This is a genomic window from Paraburkholderia ultramafica (genome assembly GCF_902859915.1).
GTDB lineage: Bacteria > Pseudomonadota > Gammaproteobacteria > Burkholderiales > Burkholderiaceae > Paraburkholderia > Paraburkholderia ultramafica.
Genome location: NZ_CADIKK010000005.1, coordinates 131,848 through 148,073, shown reverse-complemented (window position 1 = coordinate 148,073; position 16,226 = coordinate 131,848). Strand labels below are relative to the sequence as shown.

Genomic DNA, 16,226 nt, shown 5'->3' with positions numbered 1-16,226 from the left:
TTTGTTCCCGCCGCCCCTGCGTGAAGCCGTCAGCGAACTTGCCCGCATTGACCCTCAGATGTGGCGCGTTTGGCCCTTCCAGTACAGATCGCGCAGTTTGCGCTTGAAGATCTTGCCAGTGTCTTCCCGTGGCAGCTATTGGTGGACGTCGACAATGCGAGGCACCTTGTAGTTCGCGATGCGCTCGCGCAGAAAGGCTTCAACCGCGGCAGCGTCGATCCGTGTGCCGGGATGCGACTGGACCGCCGCGGCGATTGCTTCGCCGAATTCGGTGTGGGGTATGCCGAGCACGGCGCAGTCGTCAATGTCGGGCATGGTGAGCAACACCGATTCGATCTCCGCCGGATAGACGTTGACCCCGCCGGAAATGATCATGTCGGCCTTGCGGTCGCAGATTTGCAGGAAGCCATCATCGTCCAGGTAGCCTATGTCGCCGAGCGTCACCAGCCCATCGCGCTCGATCGCCTGGCGGGCCTGCGGCCGGTTGATATAGGTGAAGTCCGGCAGCGCGTGATGGCGCACGTAGATCTGGCCGATCTCGCCTGGTGGTAGGACCTTGCCATCCTGGTCCGGGATGCGCACCTCGGCATCCGGCAAGGGGCGGCCAGCCGAACCCGGGTGGCTTGATGGCGGCTTTACCCGGATAAGGGGTGTGGGCCACCGGCGAGCGAAACACGATGTTGTCGGACAGCAGCGGGTCCAGTTCGTCCATCGCATTGCGTTGAAGAAGATGGTGCCAGGCTGACAGCGTGCGCTGCGCGGCGTCGGACAATCGGTTTTCTTCCATATAGGTCTCCTCAATGAGAGCCATCGGCGGTCGTCCTCGCTGCATGGCCGTTCTTGCTGCCGTGCATTGATGATTCCAGGAATCCACGCTGCCGCACGGTCAATTAATATGCAACTGGTTGCATAAAGAATAGCCGGCTGCTGTTCGATATGCAACTGGATGCACAAGATTTTTCCCGGCCCGACCGCTAGCCGTTAAAATAGCGGCCATGTCTATTCAACATGCCCTTCTTACTTCGCTGCTGGAAAGGCCTTCCACCGGCTACGATCTTGCGCGTCGCTTTGACAGGTCAATCGGCTATTTCTGGCATGCCAGCCATCAGCAGATCTATCGCGAACTCGGCCGGATGGCCGAGGCGGGCTGGATACTTGCGATCGACGACAACGAAGAGGGAAAGCGGCGGCGCCGGCTGTACCAGGTGCTGCCGCCGGGAAAGGCCGAACTGGCACGCTGGGTGTCGGAGCCAGTGACGGATGGCGATGCCAGCCGGGCCCTGCTGATCAAGCTCAGGGCGGAGGCCGTGATTGGCCCGCATGGGGTTGATCAGGAAATCCGCCGGCTCATGGCAGAGCACCAGGCCAGACTGGACACCTATCTCGAGATCGAACAGAGCGACTTTGCAGCGCGCCGCATGTCAACCGCGCAGAAGCTGCAGCATGCGGTGCTGCGCGCCGGCATCATGACAGAACAGAGTTGGCTCGAATGGGCCCACGAGGTGCTGCCCATCGTAGAGACCGCGAGGCGCGGCGTTCCCCGGTAGCAAGCCGGTCTTTAAATTGCCGTTAAGAGCTTTTGATGCCGATGACGCGTCAAATCCATCAAAGAGCAAGCTCCGCAACCAATGTGTCGAGCGGCGGTTCAACGAAACCGTCCGCCTTCAGCATCACCAGTCCGTGCAACTGCGCCCACACGGCCGTGGCCGACCCGTATGGACCGGTGCGGCCGCCGGCCGCGATACCCGCGAGCAGTAACTGGTAGCTTTCTTCCGCTGCCTTGCCAAGCGGGCTTTCCGGCGGCGCATCAGGAACGATGCGCGAGGCGAACATCAACCGGTAACGCTCAACGTTCTGCTCCCCGAACTGAAGGTAGGCGGCGGCCATCCGCCTGACGTTGCCGCGTTTGCCTCCTGACTCCATCGCCTTGCGTAGTGCCTTAGAGAGCTCCTGAAAACCCTCCATCGCCAGCTCAGCCAGCAGATCATCCCGGTCGACAAAATGACGGTAGGGCGCCGACTGCGCAACCCCAGCCCGGCGCGCAAGCGATGTAAGCGTCAGGCTCTGGGCGCCGTTTGCAGCGATCTCCTCACGCCCGGCGTCGAGCAATGCGCGTCGCAGATCGCCGTGGTGATAGTTCTGTCTGGTCCGGGGCTTCTTCTCGGGAGTTTTTGTCGTCATGCGGTTCATCGTCATGCCTTCATGGTGTCAATGTGATGGAGTATAACTTTTTCTTGACACCAGGTTAAGCAGGCGTCAAAGTGATGACTCATCACATTGGCACTGGAGAACATCATGAGCACCGAACCCGTCAATGCCGCTGCGTTCAGGAACGCGTATCTCGCCGACAATTTCGCTCCGGTCGAAGTCGAAACGACAGCCTTCGACCTGAAAGTGACCGGCACCATCCCCGAGGAACTGACCGGCCGCCTGCTGCGGATCGGTCCCAATCCGGCGAGTGTGCCCGACCCGCAGCGCTATCACTGGTTTCACTCGACAGGTATGGCGCATGGCCTGCGGGTTCGCGACGGCAAGGCCGAATGGTATCGCAGCCGGTTTGTGAAGGATGCGGCTGCGGTTGCGTCCCTGGGACGTGGGCCGATCCCTGGGCCGGGGGCGCAGCGGCGCGATGGACCGGTCAATACAAACTTCACGCAGGCGGGTGACAGGCTGTACGCGACCGTCGAAGCGGGCTCCCTGCCCGTCGAACTCGATTACGAGCTGGAGAGCGTCGCGCGCTCTGACTTTGGCGGCACACTGGAAACCGGCTTCACCGGCCACCCCAGGTTCGATCCAGTTACCGGCGAGCAGCATGCGCTGACGTATGAAGCCGGCGAGCCGGTGCGGTATGTTTCGGTCGGCCGGGACGGTCGCGCGACGACCAGGGCGCGCATCGATCTGCCCCACGTCCCGCTGATTCACGACTGCGCGTTCACGGCATCATTCATCGTGGTGCCCGATCTGCCCGTGACTTTCCAGCCGCAGATCGCGCGGGCGACCTTCCCGTGGATCTGGAACGAACGCCAGGATTCAAGGATCGGTCTGTTGCCACGGGATGGCGATGTTTCGCGCCTTCAATGGTTTGCCGCCCCGCGCTGCTTCCTCTTCCACTTCGTCAACGCCTATGACGAGGGCGACCTGACGATTATCGATCTGGTCCGCCATCCGCGCAGTTTCGACCGCGACCATAACGGACCCAACGAAGGCGAGACGGTGCTCGTGCGCTGGACCCTGGACCGCCGTAGCGGCCTGCTGAGCGAAACCGGACTCGACTGGCGCGGCCGGGAATTTCCGCGCATCAACGGCCGCTTCGGAGGACAGGCTTACCGCTATGCCTACACGTCGCCTTGGTGGGGCTCGGATGCCTCATCGGGTCCCGCCATGAAGCACGATATGGTGCGCGGCACGGCCGAGGTGCATGACTATGGCGCTGGCCGCATGACGCTGGAGCCGGTATTCGTGCGACGCCCGGACGCCGCCCAGGAGGACGATGGCTGGATCATGTCCTACGTCTACGATGGCAATCGCAACCTCAGTGACGTGGTCATTCTCCATGCACAGGACTTCGCCGGTGACCCGGTCGCGACGATCGAGTTGCCGGTACGCGTGCCGTTTGGTTTCCACGGCGGCTGGTCGGCGGATAAGGAGAGTCACGATCAATGAGACCGGCAGTGGCCAGGGGGGGTGTGCAAACGCCGCGTCCTGGCAGTCCACAACCTTGGAGGGCTGGGTCAACTTCCGGATACCCGCCAAATTTCAACGCTTTGGAGCGCAAAATGTCCTTCCCTGAGATGATCCCGTTACTGAATCTTGCGACGATAGCTTGTATCGGGCTGCTGGTCGGCTCTGAGACATTCCTGACTCTTTTTGCCAACCCGGTCTTGCTCGAGCTCGACGAACCGGCCCGGCTCAAGGCAGCGCACCTTCTGACTGCACGGCTTGCAACGCCACTGCCACTTTGGAACGTACTCGGCCTTGTGCTGCTTGTCGTAGAGGCGGTCGTGCACCGTACCGGGCCAGGCTTTTCTCTGCTCGTTGCGGCGTCCGTCCTGTGGGTCGCGGCTGCCGTGTTTACCTTGACGCTCATGCTGCCATTGAACAATCGTTTGGCACGCGCCGACTCAACTTCCTCACCGAAACAGTCACTGCTCGACTACAAACGGTGGTCCGTGCGTCACATGCCTCGTCTTCTGGTGCTGGCTGCGGCGCTGCTTTGCCTCTTGCTCGCAAGTTATGCCTGGAGCAAGGGCCGAACCGGCTGATCAAGGTGGAAATCGGAGCACTCCTCTCGGCGTCGATGTAGAACGTCGAGCGGAAAGCGTTTCAGCCGGTCTACGATTTGTCCCGGCCATATTTCGGACGCCCCGAATAGCGTGCAGGTCTGGGACGTCTTGCCGATGCAATCAGGAGAGCGCAGTTTATGAGCAACCTCGAAGACGAGCATGGCAGCGTCGTGGATGCGCGCGTGCTGGCGATAAGTGTTGGTGTGGGGGCGCCTCTCGACATTGGTGGTGCATCGCCGGAGCGCGTCGTCGAATCGGCAATCCGCAAAAGGCCTGTCAGTACGACTGATAATCCGGTCGAAATCGAAATCGGACGCCTTGGTCTGGCCGGCGACGAGCAGGCGGATCTTAGCCTCCATGGCGGACTCGAGAAAGCCGTCTACATGTACCCGGTGGAGCATTACGACTGGTGGCGGCAAAAACGTCACGAGGCCAACGCAGACGGCGCGGACGTGCCGCTGGCCTTCGGTGCGATGGGCGAAAATCTCACGACTACTGGGCTGCTAGAAGAAGAGTTGTGGGTCGGCGATCGTGTTGTGATCGGCCGCGTGGTACTGCGCGTAGAGGCGCCGCGCGGCGCCGCGCACACCCTGCTTCAAGTTCAATGCGATTATGGGTTACAAGCGTGCGGTTACCGATATGTTGCTCAGCGGATACGCCGGTGTCTATTTGAGCGTGGTCGAGACCGGCCGTGTCGATGCAGGATCAGCGATTCGGATCGTCCCAGGCTATCGCAAGAAATCGATTGCCGACTTGCTGGAGTGGCGCCGTAGTCGCGTGCGTCGAGAAAGCGTCGGGTGACGCTTTCTGAAACGCGACAGCGGCGCAGTGGGCAGCTTCGGAAGGAGAACGGGGACTCGCACCCCCAAGCTGGGCTTTATTCATCGCAAGGTTGGGATCACGGCTGCCCGAGCAACTCTCGCAAGTGGTCACCGTCTTGCGGACGCGAAGACGACGCCCTGTTTCCACAAAAACTAAAGGAAGCGGTGCGGTGGCGAACGACTCGCCAGATGATTGCACGAACTTTGGTGGATCATCTTTCTTTGCGACGTACTTGCTTCCGGCGTACTGATAGATATGGTCGGCAATGTAAGTCGTCTGATTCTGTACCTCGTAGGTCGGTACGACTTTTACCTCGTACGCATCTGCTTGCGAAAGTACGTGCGCACCGGGTACCGAATTGACCAACAGGCCCGGCGTTCGGTTTCCGCCAATTTCTTCCAGATGACACTCCGTTAAGCGCGACTTTGTCGGTGCATGTTTCGTCTATTGATTCATGTGGTCTAAGAGAATATCGACTCTACAATTCGAAAAGTAGATCTGGCCAGATTAGATACGTTGCCATCGACGCCAAGAGGCAGCAAAAAAAATGAGATTCCGTTGGAATAGACGTGGGGCTAGTATGTTCGCCAGATAGTTGTCACGCATTCAGGAACGTAGGAGTGAGTCGTCATGGAACGCAGATTCGGTCTTCCGTCGCGCCTGTTACTTGCACTTTCTGTAAGCACGTGCTTTGCCGTTGCAGGTATTCGCGCCAATGCCGCTTCACCGGCAAGCCCGAGTGCCGAGGAGTCGGCATTCCTCTCTGAGGACGACGTCGCCATGTCGAAGATGATGACGGACATGGATGTGAAGCCTTCGGGAAGTGTTGACGAGGACTTTGTTGCCATGATGGTTCCGCATCACCAAGGTGCTGTCGAGATGGCCCAGGCTGAGCTTCGACACGGGCACAACGAACAGCTTCGTCGTATCGCACAGGAAATCATCGTAGAGCAACAGCAGGAGATCGTAGCCATGCGCGTCGCTCTCGGGCAGCCGTTGCCACCGGCGGGGCCCGCTCCGGACCAGCAGTCGCCGCAAGGCAGCAGTGGCATGTCGCACACGACATTGAAAATGGCTGTGCCCAAGGAGCAATGATGATGAACGATTCAAAGCTGTCTGGCGTGTTCAGGACCAGCGCGATTACTGCTTTGGTTGCCTTGAGCGTAAGTGCGTGGGCTGGACAGGCCCCCGGTTCGCTGGCTGATCCGGATATTCCGGTTTCGCATCACGATCGCGTGTATGCCGCTGAGCAATTCTCCAATACGGTCTCCGTGACAGACCCGGCGGACAACCATTTGCTCGGTGTCATTCGACTTGGCGATCCGTCGCCCGGCAACTTCAGCCCTCTGTATCGTGGACAGCTATTGGTTCACGGGATGGGATATTCGCCGGACCACCATACCCTGGCGGTCGTCTCGATCGGTTCGAACTCGGTTACGTTCATCGATACGCAAACCAATGCGATCAAGGGCGTAACGTATGTTGGCCGTTCGCCTCATGAGGCGTTTTTTACGCCGGATGGCAGTGAAGTCTGGGTGACAGTTCGAGGCGAGAACTACGTTTCGGTTCTGGACGCGAAGACCTTCCAGGAAAAGACCCGCATCATGCTGCCGGCCGGCCCCGGCATGCAGATCTTCTCACCCGACGGTAAGTACGGGTACGTGTGTTCGTCCTTCAACCCGGAGACCGACGTCGTTTCCGTCAAGGATCATCAAATCGTAGGGAAAATCAGGCAGGCAAGTCCGTTCTGCCCGAACATCGCTGCGACGCCGGATGGCAAACAGGTCTGGTTTACGCTGAAAGACGTGGGTAAGGTTCAGGTGTTTGATGCCAGGCCGCCTTTCGCGCTTATCAAGACGCTTGAGACCGGTCCGATTACCAATCACGTGAACATCGTGCACAACGAGAAGGGCATGTTCGCTTATGTGACCGTAGGCGGGTTGAACCAGGTGAAAGCTTATCGCACGGACAATTTCGAGCCGGTCGCGACTATTCCGGTGGGGAACCTCCCGCACGCAGCGTGGCCGTCGGGCGACGGCACCCGACTGTACGTAGGTCTCGAAAACGGTGATGCGCTGGCCGCGATCGATACGATCACCAACACGGTGGTCGCAAATGTTCCAGTCGGCCAGGCGCCGCAAGCAATCGCCTATGTGCCCAACGCGGTGACGGAGGGCGACGGTACACAGAATCTGCAGCCACTGGGCGTCGCTGGTCAGGCTGTGCATCTGAGCTTGCATGCGGTCGGACAAAACGCAGGCGACGCCTCTGGCGCGCCGACGAGCGTCGCGTTGTTTGACCAGGGACTGCTTCAGGTTCTTCAGGCTTCCGTGACCGGATTGTCGCCGAAGCAACCGTACATCCTTGGCTTGTCCGATTCGCCGGATGGGACGGGTGGCATTGAACCGCTGGCCAACTTCATGACGAACCCCGCTGGTTCGGCGATTGTCAACGCACTTGGTCAAATCCGGCAGGTTGTGCAGCCGGGTACGGCGGGCACTGACAAACGTCGCTATCTGGTCGTGGCTCCGTCGGTAGCGGGTAAGCCGGGTGCTGTCGTCCAGGTGCAAACGCCGTGACAGAGGCTTGCATCAGGCGCATAAGAGATAGCAGCCTGATCTACAGGCTCTTATGGTGCGATTGCGCCACGGCGCACGTCACCAGGGGATTGGCCGAACTTTTCCTTGAAGGTGCGGCAGAAGTGGCTGATGGAATTGAAGCCGAAACGGTATGCGATTTCAGCGATCTGATAACGGTGGTAAGACGGGTCGGAAAGGGCCTGCCGGCACGCCATCAGTCGGCTGTGAATCACAAAGCCGGACACAGTCATGTCGCTGCGCTGGAAAATCATATGCAGGTAACGCAGCGAAATGCCGCACGACTCAGCGATGCGGGCCGGCGTCAACCCGTCCTCGTGAAGGTTCTGGAGGATGTAGTCCTGCACTTTTCGCAGCATCGCGCCGCTGGCGTCGAACCTCGAAACCTGCTGCTGACCTGATAGCGCGTTAGCCAATAGTTCAAGAGTCGATCGGCTCACGGAGCCCTGCGCGCTGGAGTCGAGCGTTGAGATTTCGTTGGACAACGCGAGCAGATGAACGGCAAGCAGAGAGCCGATACCGGCCTTGCTTTCGATTCGTCCCCCGCCTGGTGGCTGCCTGCGCTCGGGCATGCGTTCACGTATGAGCGACCAGGGCATCATCAGTGTCACCTTATGCAAACGCTCCATGACTTCAAATTGCATCACCTGGTCAGTCGTCCAGACCACGAGGTCGCCGGCGCGCACCTCAGTCCTGCTATCACCGATCTTGAAGCGTTCGCGCCCGCTCGTCGTGAGTTGAACACCGACGTACAGCTCATCGTCACGATGCACGTGTTGGCGGGTCCGCTCTCCGACGCAGGGGTCGCAAACCGTCTCCACAATCGCTGCCCCGGCGAAATCATGACGACAGAGTGCCGCGTGGAAGTTGGCCGGCACCCGCCTGGGGACCTGCCACTCACGATAGCTCCCGCTCAATACTTCCTGCCAGGCGTCGGTTTTGTCCGCCGCCGCCACCTTGCTGGTTGACCAGCTCGTCGATTGATCTAGCACAGCGCGTCTCCCTATCGGCGCCCCATCCGTCAATGTACACCGGCGTCAAAGCACCGGGGATTTGGAGTCGACGCCGCTGGCGGCGCCGCGTGAGCGTCACTGGCGTCTGAGTTGCTCGTCCTGCTCGAACAGCTCGACGATCCAGTCGATGAACACGCGAACTTTCGCGCTCAGATAGCGGTTCGGCGCGTAGATCACGTGCAGCGCGTTGGTCCGCTGCTGCCAGTCCTCGAGCAGCGGCACGAGTTTCCCGGCGGCGATCGCGTCGCGTACCGAGTAGGTCGGCGCCTGGATTATCCCGAGACTCGCGAGGCCCGCGGCCAGATACGCGTTCGTATCGTCCACGACGAGCCGGTGATTCAGCGCGAAATCACCTGTCTGATCGTCGTAGGAAAACTGGAACGACAGCGGGCGCCCGCCGCGCGACGGGGCCATGCCGACAGTCGGCAGATCGCGCAATTGCTCCGGCGATACAGGCGTGCCGTGCGCGTCGAGAAACGCGGGCGCCGCGCAGGTCGTGAAGCCGAAGCTGCCGATCTGCCGCGCGACCAGGAACTGCTCGTCGACTTCGCCGGCGCGGATCGCGCAGTCGATGCCTTCGGCGACCAGGTCGGTGCGCCGGTTGCCGAGGTCGAGCTCGATCTCGACATCCGGATAGGCGCGGTAGAAGTCGGCGAGTGCGGGCATGAGCACGAGCGTGCCGATCGCCGTCGGGGCATCGACGTGGATCCTGCCCGACGGCTTCCTCAGCGCATGGCTGGTCGACGATTCGATGTCGGCGAGCTCCGCGAGCAGGCGCACGACGCGTTCGTAGTAGATCGCACCTTCCGGTGTGACCGTCACCGAGCGCGTCGTGCGGTGCAGCAGGCGAACCTTCAGATCTGCCTCGAGCCTCTGGATCAGCCGCGTCACCGTCGCGTTCGGCACGTCGAGGGTGTCAGCCGCCTTCACGAACGTCCCGGCTTCGACCACGCGGACGAAAGCGTTCATCGCTGCGATGCGGTCCATGATGCGCGGCTCCGTTCGATGGGGGAGACGCCATTAGAACGCAATCCCGCTGCTTGCTGCTAGCGCCCGTTGAAATCCATTACCGGGCGCGGGCGGCCCGCGTTCAGCGCATCGACCGCGGAGCGGATTCCGCGCCGCGCGTCGTCGGTGTCGAACAGCGGCATCGCGATGTCGAACATCGCCTCGTCCGCCGCCGCGACGCCGCCGACCGCCCATGCGCGCAGCAACGCCTTGTGCGCGGCATAGGCCCGCGTGGGCCCGCGTGCGATCTTGCGCGCGAAATCGGCGGATTGCTTCAGCAGGTCCGCGTCGGCGACCACGTGGTTGACGATGCCGAAGCGTTCCATCGTCGCGGCAGGGACCTTCTCCGACGTCAGCGCCCATTCGGAGGCGCGCGAGCGGCCCGCGCGCTCCGCGACGCGGTAGATTCCGCCCAGCACGGTGACGATCCCGAGCGACTGTTCAGGATGCCCAAACGTCGCCGATTCGGCTGCGAAGATCACGTCCGCGCGCAGCGCGAGTTCGAGGCCGCCGCCGAAACACAGGCCCTGCACCGCGGCGACGACCGGCAGCGGCAGATGCTCGAAGCGATTGAACACGGTCATGTAATGGCCGAAGCGGGCCCGCAGTTCGCGGACGCTCGCATCGGGCCAGCTCATGATGTCGCCGCCGAACGAGAAGTTTTCGCCTTCGCTGCGCACCAGCACCGCGCGCGCGTCGCTGCGCTCGATCGCGGTGACGGCCGCGGCCAGCTCATCGACCATCTGGTCGTCGATGCGATTCTGCAGAGGGCGGTCGATGACGATGGTCGCGAGGCCTTCGTCGAAACTGACAGTCAGGTGAGACATGGGGAAGTCCTTTGTCGTGATAGGAGACGTTAGCCGAGGTGCTGCCTGAACCACTCGACTGCCGCTTCGCTGGAAACACGGAATTGCGACAGATACGGATCGAAGTGCCCGCCTTCGATCGTCACGAGCCGCTTCGGCTGCAACGCGCGTTCGTAGGCTGCGAGCTCGAGGTCGGTCAGCGTGATTGCGTCGCGCGTGGCGGCCACCATCAGGAGCGGCGTCGGCGATACGCGCGCGATCCAGTGGCCGGGTTCGTACATGCGCGCGGCGCGGGTCGAGCGGACCGTCACGTTGTTTTCCCACGCGCCGTCCGGCAGCGGCTGCAGATAGAAGTCGAGCGCGTCCTTCGCGCGATACGACGCGGGGATTGCGGGATCGGCACTGACGATCGCCTGGCGGCGAGGCGGCTCGCCGCGCAATTGAGCGCGATCGTCGTCGGCGAAGGCTTCCTCGATCGCTGCAACGCTCTCCGGCGCAATGCGGCGCAGCCCCTGTTCGTAGCCGCTGATGGTCGGCACCTGCGCGACGACGCAGCGCAGACGCCGGTCGGTCGCGCCGAGCACGATCGCATGGCCGCCCGCATAGCTGGTGCCCCACAGGCCGATACGAGCAGGATCGACGACGTCGAGACTTTCGAGGAAGCTGATCGCGCGTCGCCAGTCCGCGATCTGACGCCACGGATCGATGTCGTGGCGCGGCGTGCCTTCGCTCGCGCCGAAGCCGCGATGGTCGTGCAGCAGCACGACGAACCCGGCTTCTGCGAACGCGCGCGCGAACGGCTCGAGCCCGTGCTCTTTGACGCCGGCGTAGCCGTGCGCCATGGTGATCGCGGGTCGGCGTCCCTCGCCAGGTGGAACGAAGAGCCAGCCGCGCAGCTTGATGCCGCCGTCCACTTCGAATTCCACGTCGGTACGTTCTACCATTTCAATCTCCTGGATTTTGCATGGGCGCGCGAATCACGCGCCGCGATGAAAGACACTAGCGTCAACCTGCCCTTGCAGGACACGGCCGAGTTCGGCCGAGAATTTCAGCGCGCCGCCGAGCGGGCGATGATGGATCGCCACGTGAACGATCTTGCCCTGCGCGTTCTTCGTCAGCACCGTGATCCCGCGCATCTGCTCGCCGCCGAATGCCTGCACCTCCCATTCGAGGTAGTTGCGCAGCTCGTTACGCGCTTCGTGCGTGAATGAGAGCGCCTCGTAGATCTTGCTCGCCGCGCTCATCACGGTCTTGACCTGATCGATGCCGACCACTGGCTTCGCGAGCACGCTCGCTTCGAGCACGACGTTCGGATCGAACGCGTCGGCGAACGCGTTCGCGGACTTGTGCTCGAACGCGCGGGTCCAGCCTTGCGGCGCGACTGGCACGACCGGCGTGTCCGACGTACTCGAGGCCGCTTCGAGGTTCGCGAGAAACGATCCGACGCTGCGCGCGACCGCGTCGGGCTGCTCGACGTGAGGCCAGTGGCCGGTGCGCTCGATCGTCACGACGCCCGGCGCTTCGAAGCGCGGCGTCACGCCCGCCGAGATCAGTTCGGTGGTGACGAATGCGTCTTCGCCGCCGCGGATGATCAGCACCGGGCCGCGATATTGCGCAGGTTCGGCACCCGACGGATGGCCGTTGTTCCACAGATCGGCGAAGGTGCCGACCGCTGCGGCGTCGACGCGGTCGCCTAGCTGGCCGAGACGTTCGAGTTGCGCGTCGCCGAGCGTGACCGACAGGTTGCGGCGCAACTCGCGCTGCGCGGCCGGATTGCCACCGAGCGCGTGGAAAGTGCGCATCGCGTCGTCGGGCAGGCCAGTGCCGCGAAGTGGCACTGGCGTCAGCAGCACGAGGGCGCGGACCTGCGCGCCTAGCCGCTGGGCGACGAGTTCGGCGATCTGCGCGCCCATGCTGTGCCCGACAAGCACGACCGGCCGCGACCGCGCACGGACCTGGGTCGTGACGTCCGCCGCGAAGCGCTCGAGGCTGTATGGGCCGGGTTCGCCGGCGCGCCTGCCCATGCCCGGAAGGTCGACGCGCAGCGCGCCCGCCGCGCGGTCGCCAAGTTGGCGGGCGAGGCCATCCCACACGTCGGCGCCGTCCAGGAACCCGTGGATGAACACGAGCGCGGGCTGGGTCGGATGAGTCGGATTCATGCGTATCTCCTTGTCGACCAGAGTTAGCGCTTTAGCGCTTACTCTGGTCCCATGCGCGGTCGATCAGAGTTAGCGCTTTAGCGCTTACTCTGGTCCCATGTGCTGTCGACCAGAGCTAGCGCTCCAGCGCTTACTCCAGTCCCATGCCATCCGGAATTCAGCGCGTTGCGCCGGACGCGGACCAATTCGCCGCGTCGATCGGCGAGTAGCCGTCCTCGAACCCGTCGAGCCGGCCGATTCTGTTTTTTTGCAGCCGCGCAAGCGCCAGTGGATCAAGCGGCGTCGTGAACGCGTTCTGCACGACCGTGTATTCGGCGGCGAGGCGGGCGACCGGCTGCAGGCCGGCGGTGTCGATGCGGCCGCGATCGAGGTAAAGGTCGTCGCGGATCTGGAAGCGGAGCACTTCGCCGAATACCACGTGGTCGTTCTGGTCGCCGATCGGGATGATCCGGTCGACCTTGCATTCGAGCGCGATCGGCGCCGCTGCCACGCGCGGCGGACGGACCGTCAGCGACGGGGCCTTGTTGAGGCCGACTGCGTCGAACTCGTCGACTTCGGATGGGAATTCGAACGCGGTGCGGTGCATCGCGTCCGCGAGCTCGAGGCTCACGATGTTGATGACGAATTCGCCAGTGTCGCGGATGTTGATGAACGTGTCCTTCAGCGTGACGCCGTCGGAGCGCGGCTGCATCGAGATCGACACCATCGGTGGCTTGCGGCCGACTGCGGTGAAGAATGATATCGGCGCGAGATTCGCGACGCCGTCTTTGGAGAGTGTGCTGACCCATGCGATTGCGCGCGGCAGGATCGAGCCAATCAGCAGTTTGTAGTTTGCAGTGGCGTCCTGAGTGGAGGGATCGACGATCATGATGAGTTTCCTGGAAATGTATCGGGTGTCCGGCGTTACGCGGGCCGGCGCACGACGATCAGCTTTGCGCTCAGGTTCTGCACGACTTCGCCGTGCTGATTGATTGTTCTGGAGCGCAGCACCAGCACGCCGCGATCGGTGCGCGAGCGAGACGGGATCAGTTCCACGACTTCGCTTTCGACGTGCAGCGTGTCGCCGGGGCGTGTCGGAATCTTCCAGTCGATCTCGCCGCCGGCGCCGAGCACGCCGTTGGCCAGCTTCGGGCCACCGCAGACGAGCAGACGCATCGTGATCGCCGCGGTATGCCAGCCGCTCGCGGCGAGCCCGCCGAACATCGTGTCGCGCGCGGCTTCATCGTCGAGATGGAACGGCTGCGGATCGAACTCCGCGGCGAACCGTTTTATATCTGCAGCGCTAACTTCATACGAACCGGTGGTGAAGCTGTCGCCGACCTTCAGGTCGTCGAAATAGAGCGTCTCGTGACTCATGAGCGTGTCCTTTGAAGGATGGCGGCCCGACCGACTGATTTGGTTCGCTGTCCGGCGGGTATGGCGACTACTTTAGGGAATGTCTTCGAGCGGAGAAAGAGAGGGCGGATGAATGCATCATTTCAAATTGATCAATTATCGGTACGGCGGGCTGTACGCTGCTGAAATACTGCGCCTCACGGGAGCGTGTTGCCACTTTCGCCGTTGGCGCATTCGCTTCGGGAGGCGTGCCGACATTGAGAAAGCGCCGCTCGACAGAGGAGGGTAGTTGAAGACGGCTAGACCGGCACGGCCGTCCAAAGGGGGCGTAACGGCGAGACTCAGGGATACCCTACGTGGCGCGCGTTGATGGCAAGCCCGGTCTGCGGGCTTGCCGCAGACTTCTCTTAATTCTTTACGGTATATGGAACGTCGATGCGGGGGCGGGCGGCCACGGCTTTTTCCATCGCGTCGACGCGTTCGCTATCGAGCCGCAATGTACGAGCGGTAAACGCGGTGGTCCAGGTCTGCCCGTCGATACTCCAGGTCCCGCTCGGAATCTCCTCGATAATGCAGAATACTCGCGGGCCGCTGCCGTCACCCATCGTTGCGTCGACTTCAAGGATCGAGTCGGTCAGCTCGCGGGCGAGACTGTCGATCCGCTGTTGATCCATGAACCCGGCCATGACCCGAACATTGACTCGATAGATGTTCTGCCTGGGAGACTTTCCGGCGACGGTGATGTGATGTTGGGGGCGTTCGTCAAGATAGACCCAGGCGACGGATGCAGATGTCTCGTTAATTTCGATTCCTTCCCAACGAAGCGCGACGGACCACAGCTTCGCCGATAGCCTGCTTTGGGCGTCTGTGTTCAATGAACCTTGCGCGAAGGTAACATCCATAAGTGGCATGGCCAGTTCTCCTGAGATTGAAAGGCGGGTGCATCGAGGATTGCCTCGCATCTGGGCTGGTGAGGCATCTCACTTCCCGCAAGGCGAGCTTTGGCCCTCCGGGTCGACAGTGCGGAACCCGTGCGGACTGGTGAATTTGTCGTGGCCGTCGTGACGGAGTAGCCCATAAAGGCGGCAACGCGGTTTCAAAACCTTCCTTTCACGACTGCCTCATAGGTAGTGATCCTATCTAAAAGATCAGGTCGAACCTGTCCGGACCGTGCCTGCTGACTCATGCAAGTGACTCCTGGCCTGAGAAGGGGGTGAAGGTCTGGACCGCGATCTTTCCGTCCTTGACGACCAGCGTATCGGTGGCAAGCGTCACCCAGGGCTTCGCCTCCCACGCCAGATAGGCGACTTCGCCAGCCGTGCTTTTGCTTGTGATCCTGAATGCTGGCCAGAATCCGGGATCGGCGCTTTCGAGGAACGCCTTGAAGAAGGCGCGGATCTCCGCGCTGCCCCTATAGGTCTTGTCCGGCGTGATGATCGTCGAGTGGTCGTCATAGTCTTTCAGAAGTTCGTCCAGACCCTGAGCGAACGCGCCGAGATGATGGTCGAACACCTGCTGGGTGGCACCATCGGTCTGTGCTGAAGCGTTGGTCATGTTCAATGTCTCCAGAAGCCGGTTGCGGGTCCCGCAAACAGGCTATCGCGGGCCTTCGGCTCAGTGCCGGATTAGCCTGCGTAGGCGCGCTGCGCTTCGTCCCACGTGACGACGACGATCGGTGTGCCGTCTTCCTTGATGAATGCCAGCGGACCGAGGAACGTCATGTAGAACTCGCTGTCGACGGGGAAATACGTCTTGTCGTGCCGCGCGTTCGCGGATTCGTAGCCGTATGCGGGAGCGACGACGGTGTCGCCACCGTGCCCGGCACCGCCGCGGACATCCATGCGGCCTTTTGTCAGGAAATATTCGCCGGGCCCGACATGAAAGTGGGCATTAAAGGAGGAGCCGGCCGGGCAGTCGAAAATCGCCGTCCAGGCACCCATCTCGGGGGAGGCGTGCAGCATCTTCCAGCGGATGCCGCCATGGGAAAGCGCATCGGGGAACGCCTTCCAGGGGATATCGTTCAGTTGAACAGCTTCCTCACGGACCTTCGGCTTGATTTCCATCATCGTCTCCTTAGCGCTTCAGCGCTTACTCATGATCCCACGACCGCCGCTCCCCAAAAAGGGTGGACAGGTTTTGCGGGGTGACACAACGATATCGCGGACAAACCAGCTAGCGCTTGCCCATTAGCGCAGGTCCGCTT

General features: G+C 61.9%; 18 protein-coding genes and 1 pseudogene. 7 read left to right on the top strand and 12 right to left on the bottom strand.

The window, feature by feature from the left end; all coding sequences use genetic code 11:
- Positions 1–135: 135 nt before the first annotated feature.
- On the bottom strand, positions 136–597 hold the full coding sequence (locus HV744_RS37180) for an AMP-binding enzyme (protein ID WP_343056416.1): 462 nt from the start codon (positions 595–597) through the stop codon (positions 136–138).
- A gap of 398 nt (positions 598–995) precedes the next feature.
- Here HV744_RS37180 and HV744_RS07220 point away from each other — a divergent pair, with 398 nt between their 5' ends.
- A complete protein-coding gene (locus HV744_RS07220) occupies positions 996–1,547 on the top strand; it encodes a PadR family transcriptional regulator (protein ID WP_175148850.1) in 552 nt (183 codons plus the stop codon).
- Positions 1,548–1,605: 58 nt separating this feature from the next.
- Here the strand turns inward: HV744_RS07220 and HV744_RS07215 are convergent, their stop codons facing one another.
- Positions 1,606–2,196 (bottom strand): TetR/AcrR family transcriptional regulator, encoded by a 591-nt coding sequence (locus HV744_RS07215; RefSeq protein WP_246278972.1) that lies wholly within the window; start codon positions 2,194–2,196, stop codon positions 1,606–1,608.
- A 99-nt stretch (positions 2,197–2,295) separates the two neighbouring features.
- On the opposite strand from HV744_RS07215, the gene HV744_RS07210 reads away from it, so the two are divergent.
- The 6 genes and pseudogenes from HV744_RS07210 (at position 2,296) to HV744_RS07190 (ending at position 7,684) form a co-directional block, all read left to right on the top strand.
- Positions 2,296–3,663 (top strand): carotenoid oxygenase family protein, encoded by a 1,368-nt coding sequence (locus tag HV744_RS07210; protein WP_175148849.1) that lies wholly within the window; start codon positions 2,296–2,298, stop codon positions 3,661–3,663.
- A gap of 113 nt (positions 3,664–3,776) precedes the next feature.
- Positions 3,777–4,262 (top strand): anthrone oxygenase family protein, encoded by a 486-nt coding sequence (locus tag HV744_RS07205; RefSeq protein WP_175148848.1) that lies wholly within the window; start codon positions 3,777–3,779, stop codon positions 4,260–4,262.
- Between the two features lie 158 nt (positions 4,263–4,420).
- A pseudogene (locus tag HV744_RS38230) lies at positions 4,421–4,810 on the top strand (MOSC domain-containing protein); the annotation flags it as partial.
- Between the two features lie 85 nt (positions 4,811–4,895).
- A complete protein-coding gene (locus tag HV744_RS38225; RefSeq protein ID WP_343056415.1) occupies positions 4,896–5,084 on the top strand; it encodes a hypothetical protein in 189 nt (62 codons plus the stop codon).
- Between the two features lie 651 nt (positions 5,085–5,735).
- Positions 5,736–6,200, top strand: coding sequence for a DUF305 domain-containing protein (locus HV744_RS07195; protein WP_175148847.1), 465 nt, complete (start codon positions 5,736–5,738; stop codon positions 6,198–6,200).
- Positions 6,201–6,202: 2 nt separating this feature from the next.
- Entirely contained in the window at positions 6,203–7,684 is a 1,482-nt protein-coding gene (locus HV744_RS07190; protein ID WP_175148964.1) for a YncE family protein, read from the top strand.
- A 50-nt stretch (positions 7,685–7,734) separates the two neighbouring features.
- Here the strand turns inward: HV744_RS07190 and HV744_RS07185 are convergent, their stop codons facing one another.
- The 10 genes from HV744_RS07185 to HV744_RS07140 form a co-directional block, all read right to left on the bottom strand.
- A complete protein-coding gene (locus HV744_RS07185) occupies positions 7,735–8,694 on the bottom strand; it encodes a helix-turn-helix domain-containing protein (protein ID WP_175148846.1) in 960 nt (319 codons plus the stop codon).
- 96 nt (positions 8,695–8,790) lie between these two features.
- Entirely contained in the window at positions 8,791–9,702 is a 912-nt protein-coding gene (locus tag HV744_RS07180; protein ID WP_175148845.1) for a LysR family transcriptional regulator, read from the bottom strand.
- A gap of 59 nt (positions 9,703–9,761) precedes the next feature.
- The gene (locus HV744_RS07175; RefSeq protein WP_175148844.1) at positions 9,762–10,550 is read right to left on the bottom strand and encodes an enoyl-CoA hydratase/isomerase family protein; all 789 of its coding nucleotides are present in this window, start codon (positions 10,548–10,550) and stop codon (positions 9,762–9,764) included.
- A 29-nt stretch (positions 10,551–10,579) separates the two neighbouring features.
- Positions 10,580–11,473 (bottom strand): alpha/beta hydrolase, encoded by an 894-nt coding sequence (locus HV744_RS07170; RefSeq protein WP_175148843.1) that lies wholly within the window; start codon positions 11,471–11,473, stop codon positions 10,580–10,582.
- A 33-nt stretch (positions 11,474–11,506) separates the two neighbouring features.
- Positions 11,507–12,688: an alpha/beta fold hydrolase gene (locus HV744_RS07165; RefSeq protein WP_175148842.1), complete on the bottom strand. Its 1,182-nt coding sequence runs from the start codon at positions 12,686–12,688 to the stop codon at positions 11,507–11,509.
- 157 nt (positions 12,689–12,845) lie between these two features.
- Complete coding sequence (locus HV744_RS07160; protein ID WP_175148841.1) at positions 12,846–13,556, bottom strand: flavin reductase family protein; 711 nt, start codon at positions 13,554–13,556, stop codon at positions 12,846–12,848.
- Between the two features lie 35 nt (positions 13,557–13,591).
- A complete protein-coding gene (locus HV744_RS07155) occupies positions 13,592–14,044 on the bottom strand; it encodes a MaoC family dehydratase (RefSeq protein ID WP_175148840.1) in 453 nt (150 codons plus the stop codon).
- A gap of 386 nt (positions 14,045–14,430) precedes the next feature.
- Positions 14,431–14,934, bottom strand: a complete 504-nt coding sequence (locus HV744_RS07150) for a tautomerase family protein (RefSeq protein ID WP_175148839.1) — start codon at positions 14,932–14,934, stop codon at positions 14,431–14,433.
- 271 nt (positions 14,935–15,205) lie between these two features.
- On the bottom strand, positions 15,206–15,577 hold the full coding sequence (locus HV744_RS07145; RefSeq protein ID WP_175148838.1) for a nuclear transport factor 2 family protein: 372 nt from the start codon (positions 15,575–15,577) through the stop codon (positions 15,206–15,208).
- 71 nt (positions 15,578–15,648) lie between these two features.
- Positions 15,649–16,089 carry a cupin domain-containing protein gene (locus HV744_RS07140; protein ID WP_246278971.1) on the bottom strand — a complete coding sequence of 147 codons (441 nt, stop codon included), beginning with the start codon at positions 16,087–16,089 and terminating at the stop codon, positions 15,649–15,651.
- Positions 16,090–16,226: the final 137 nt, after the last annotated feature.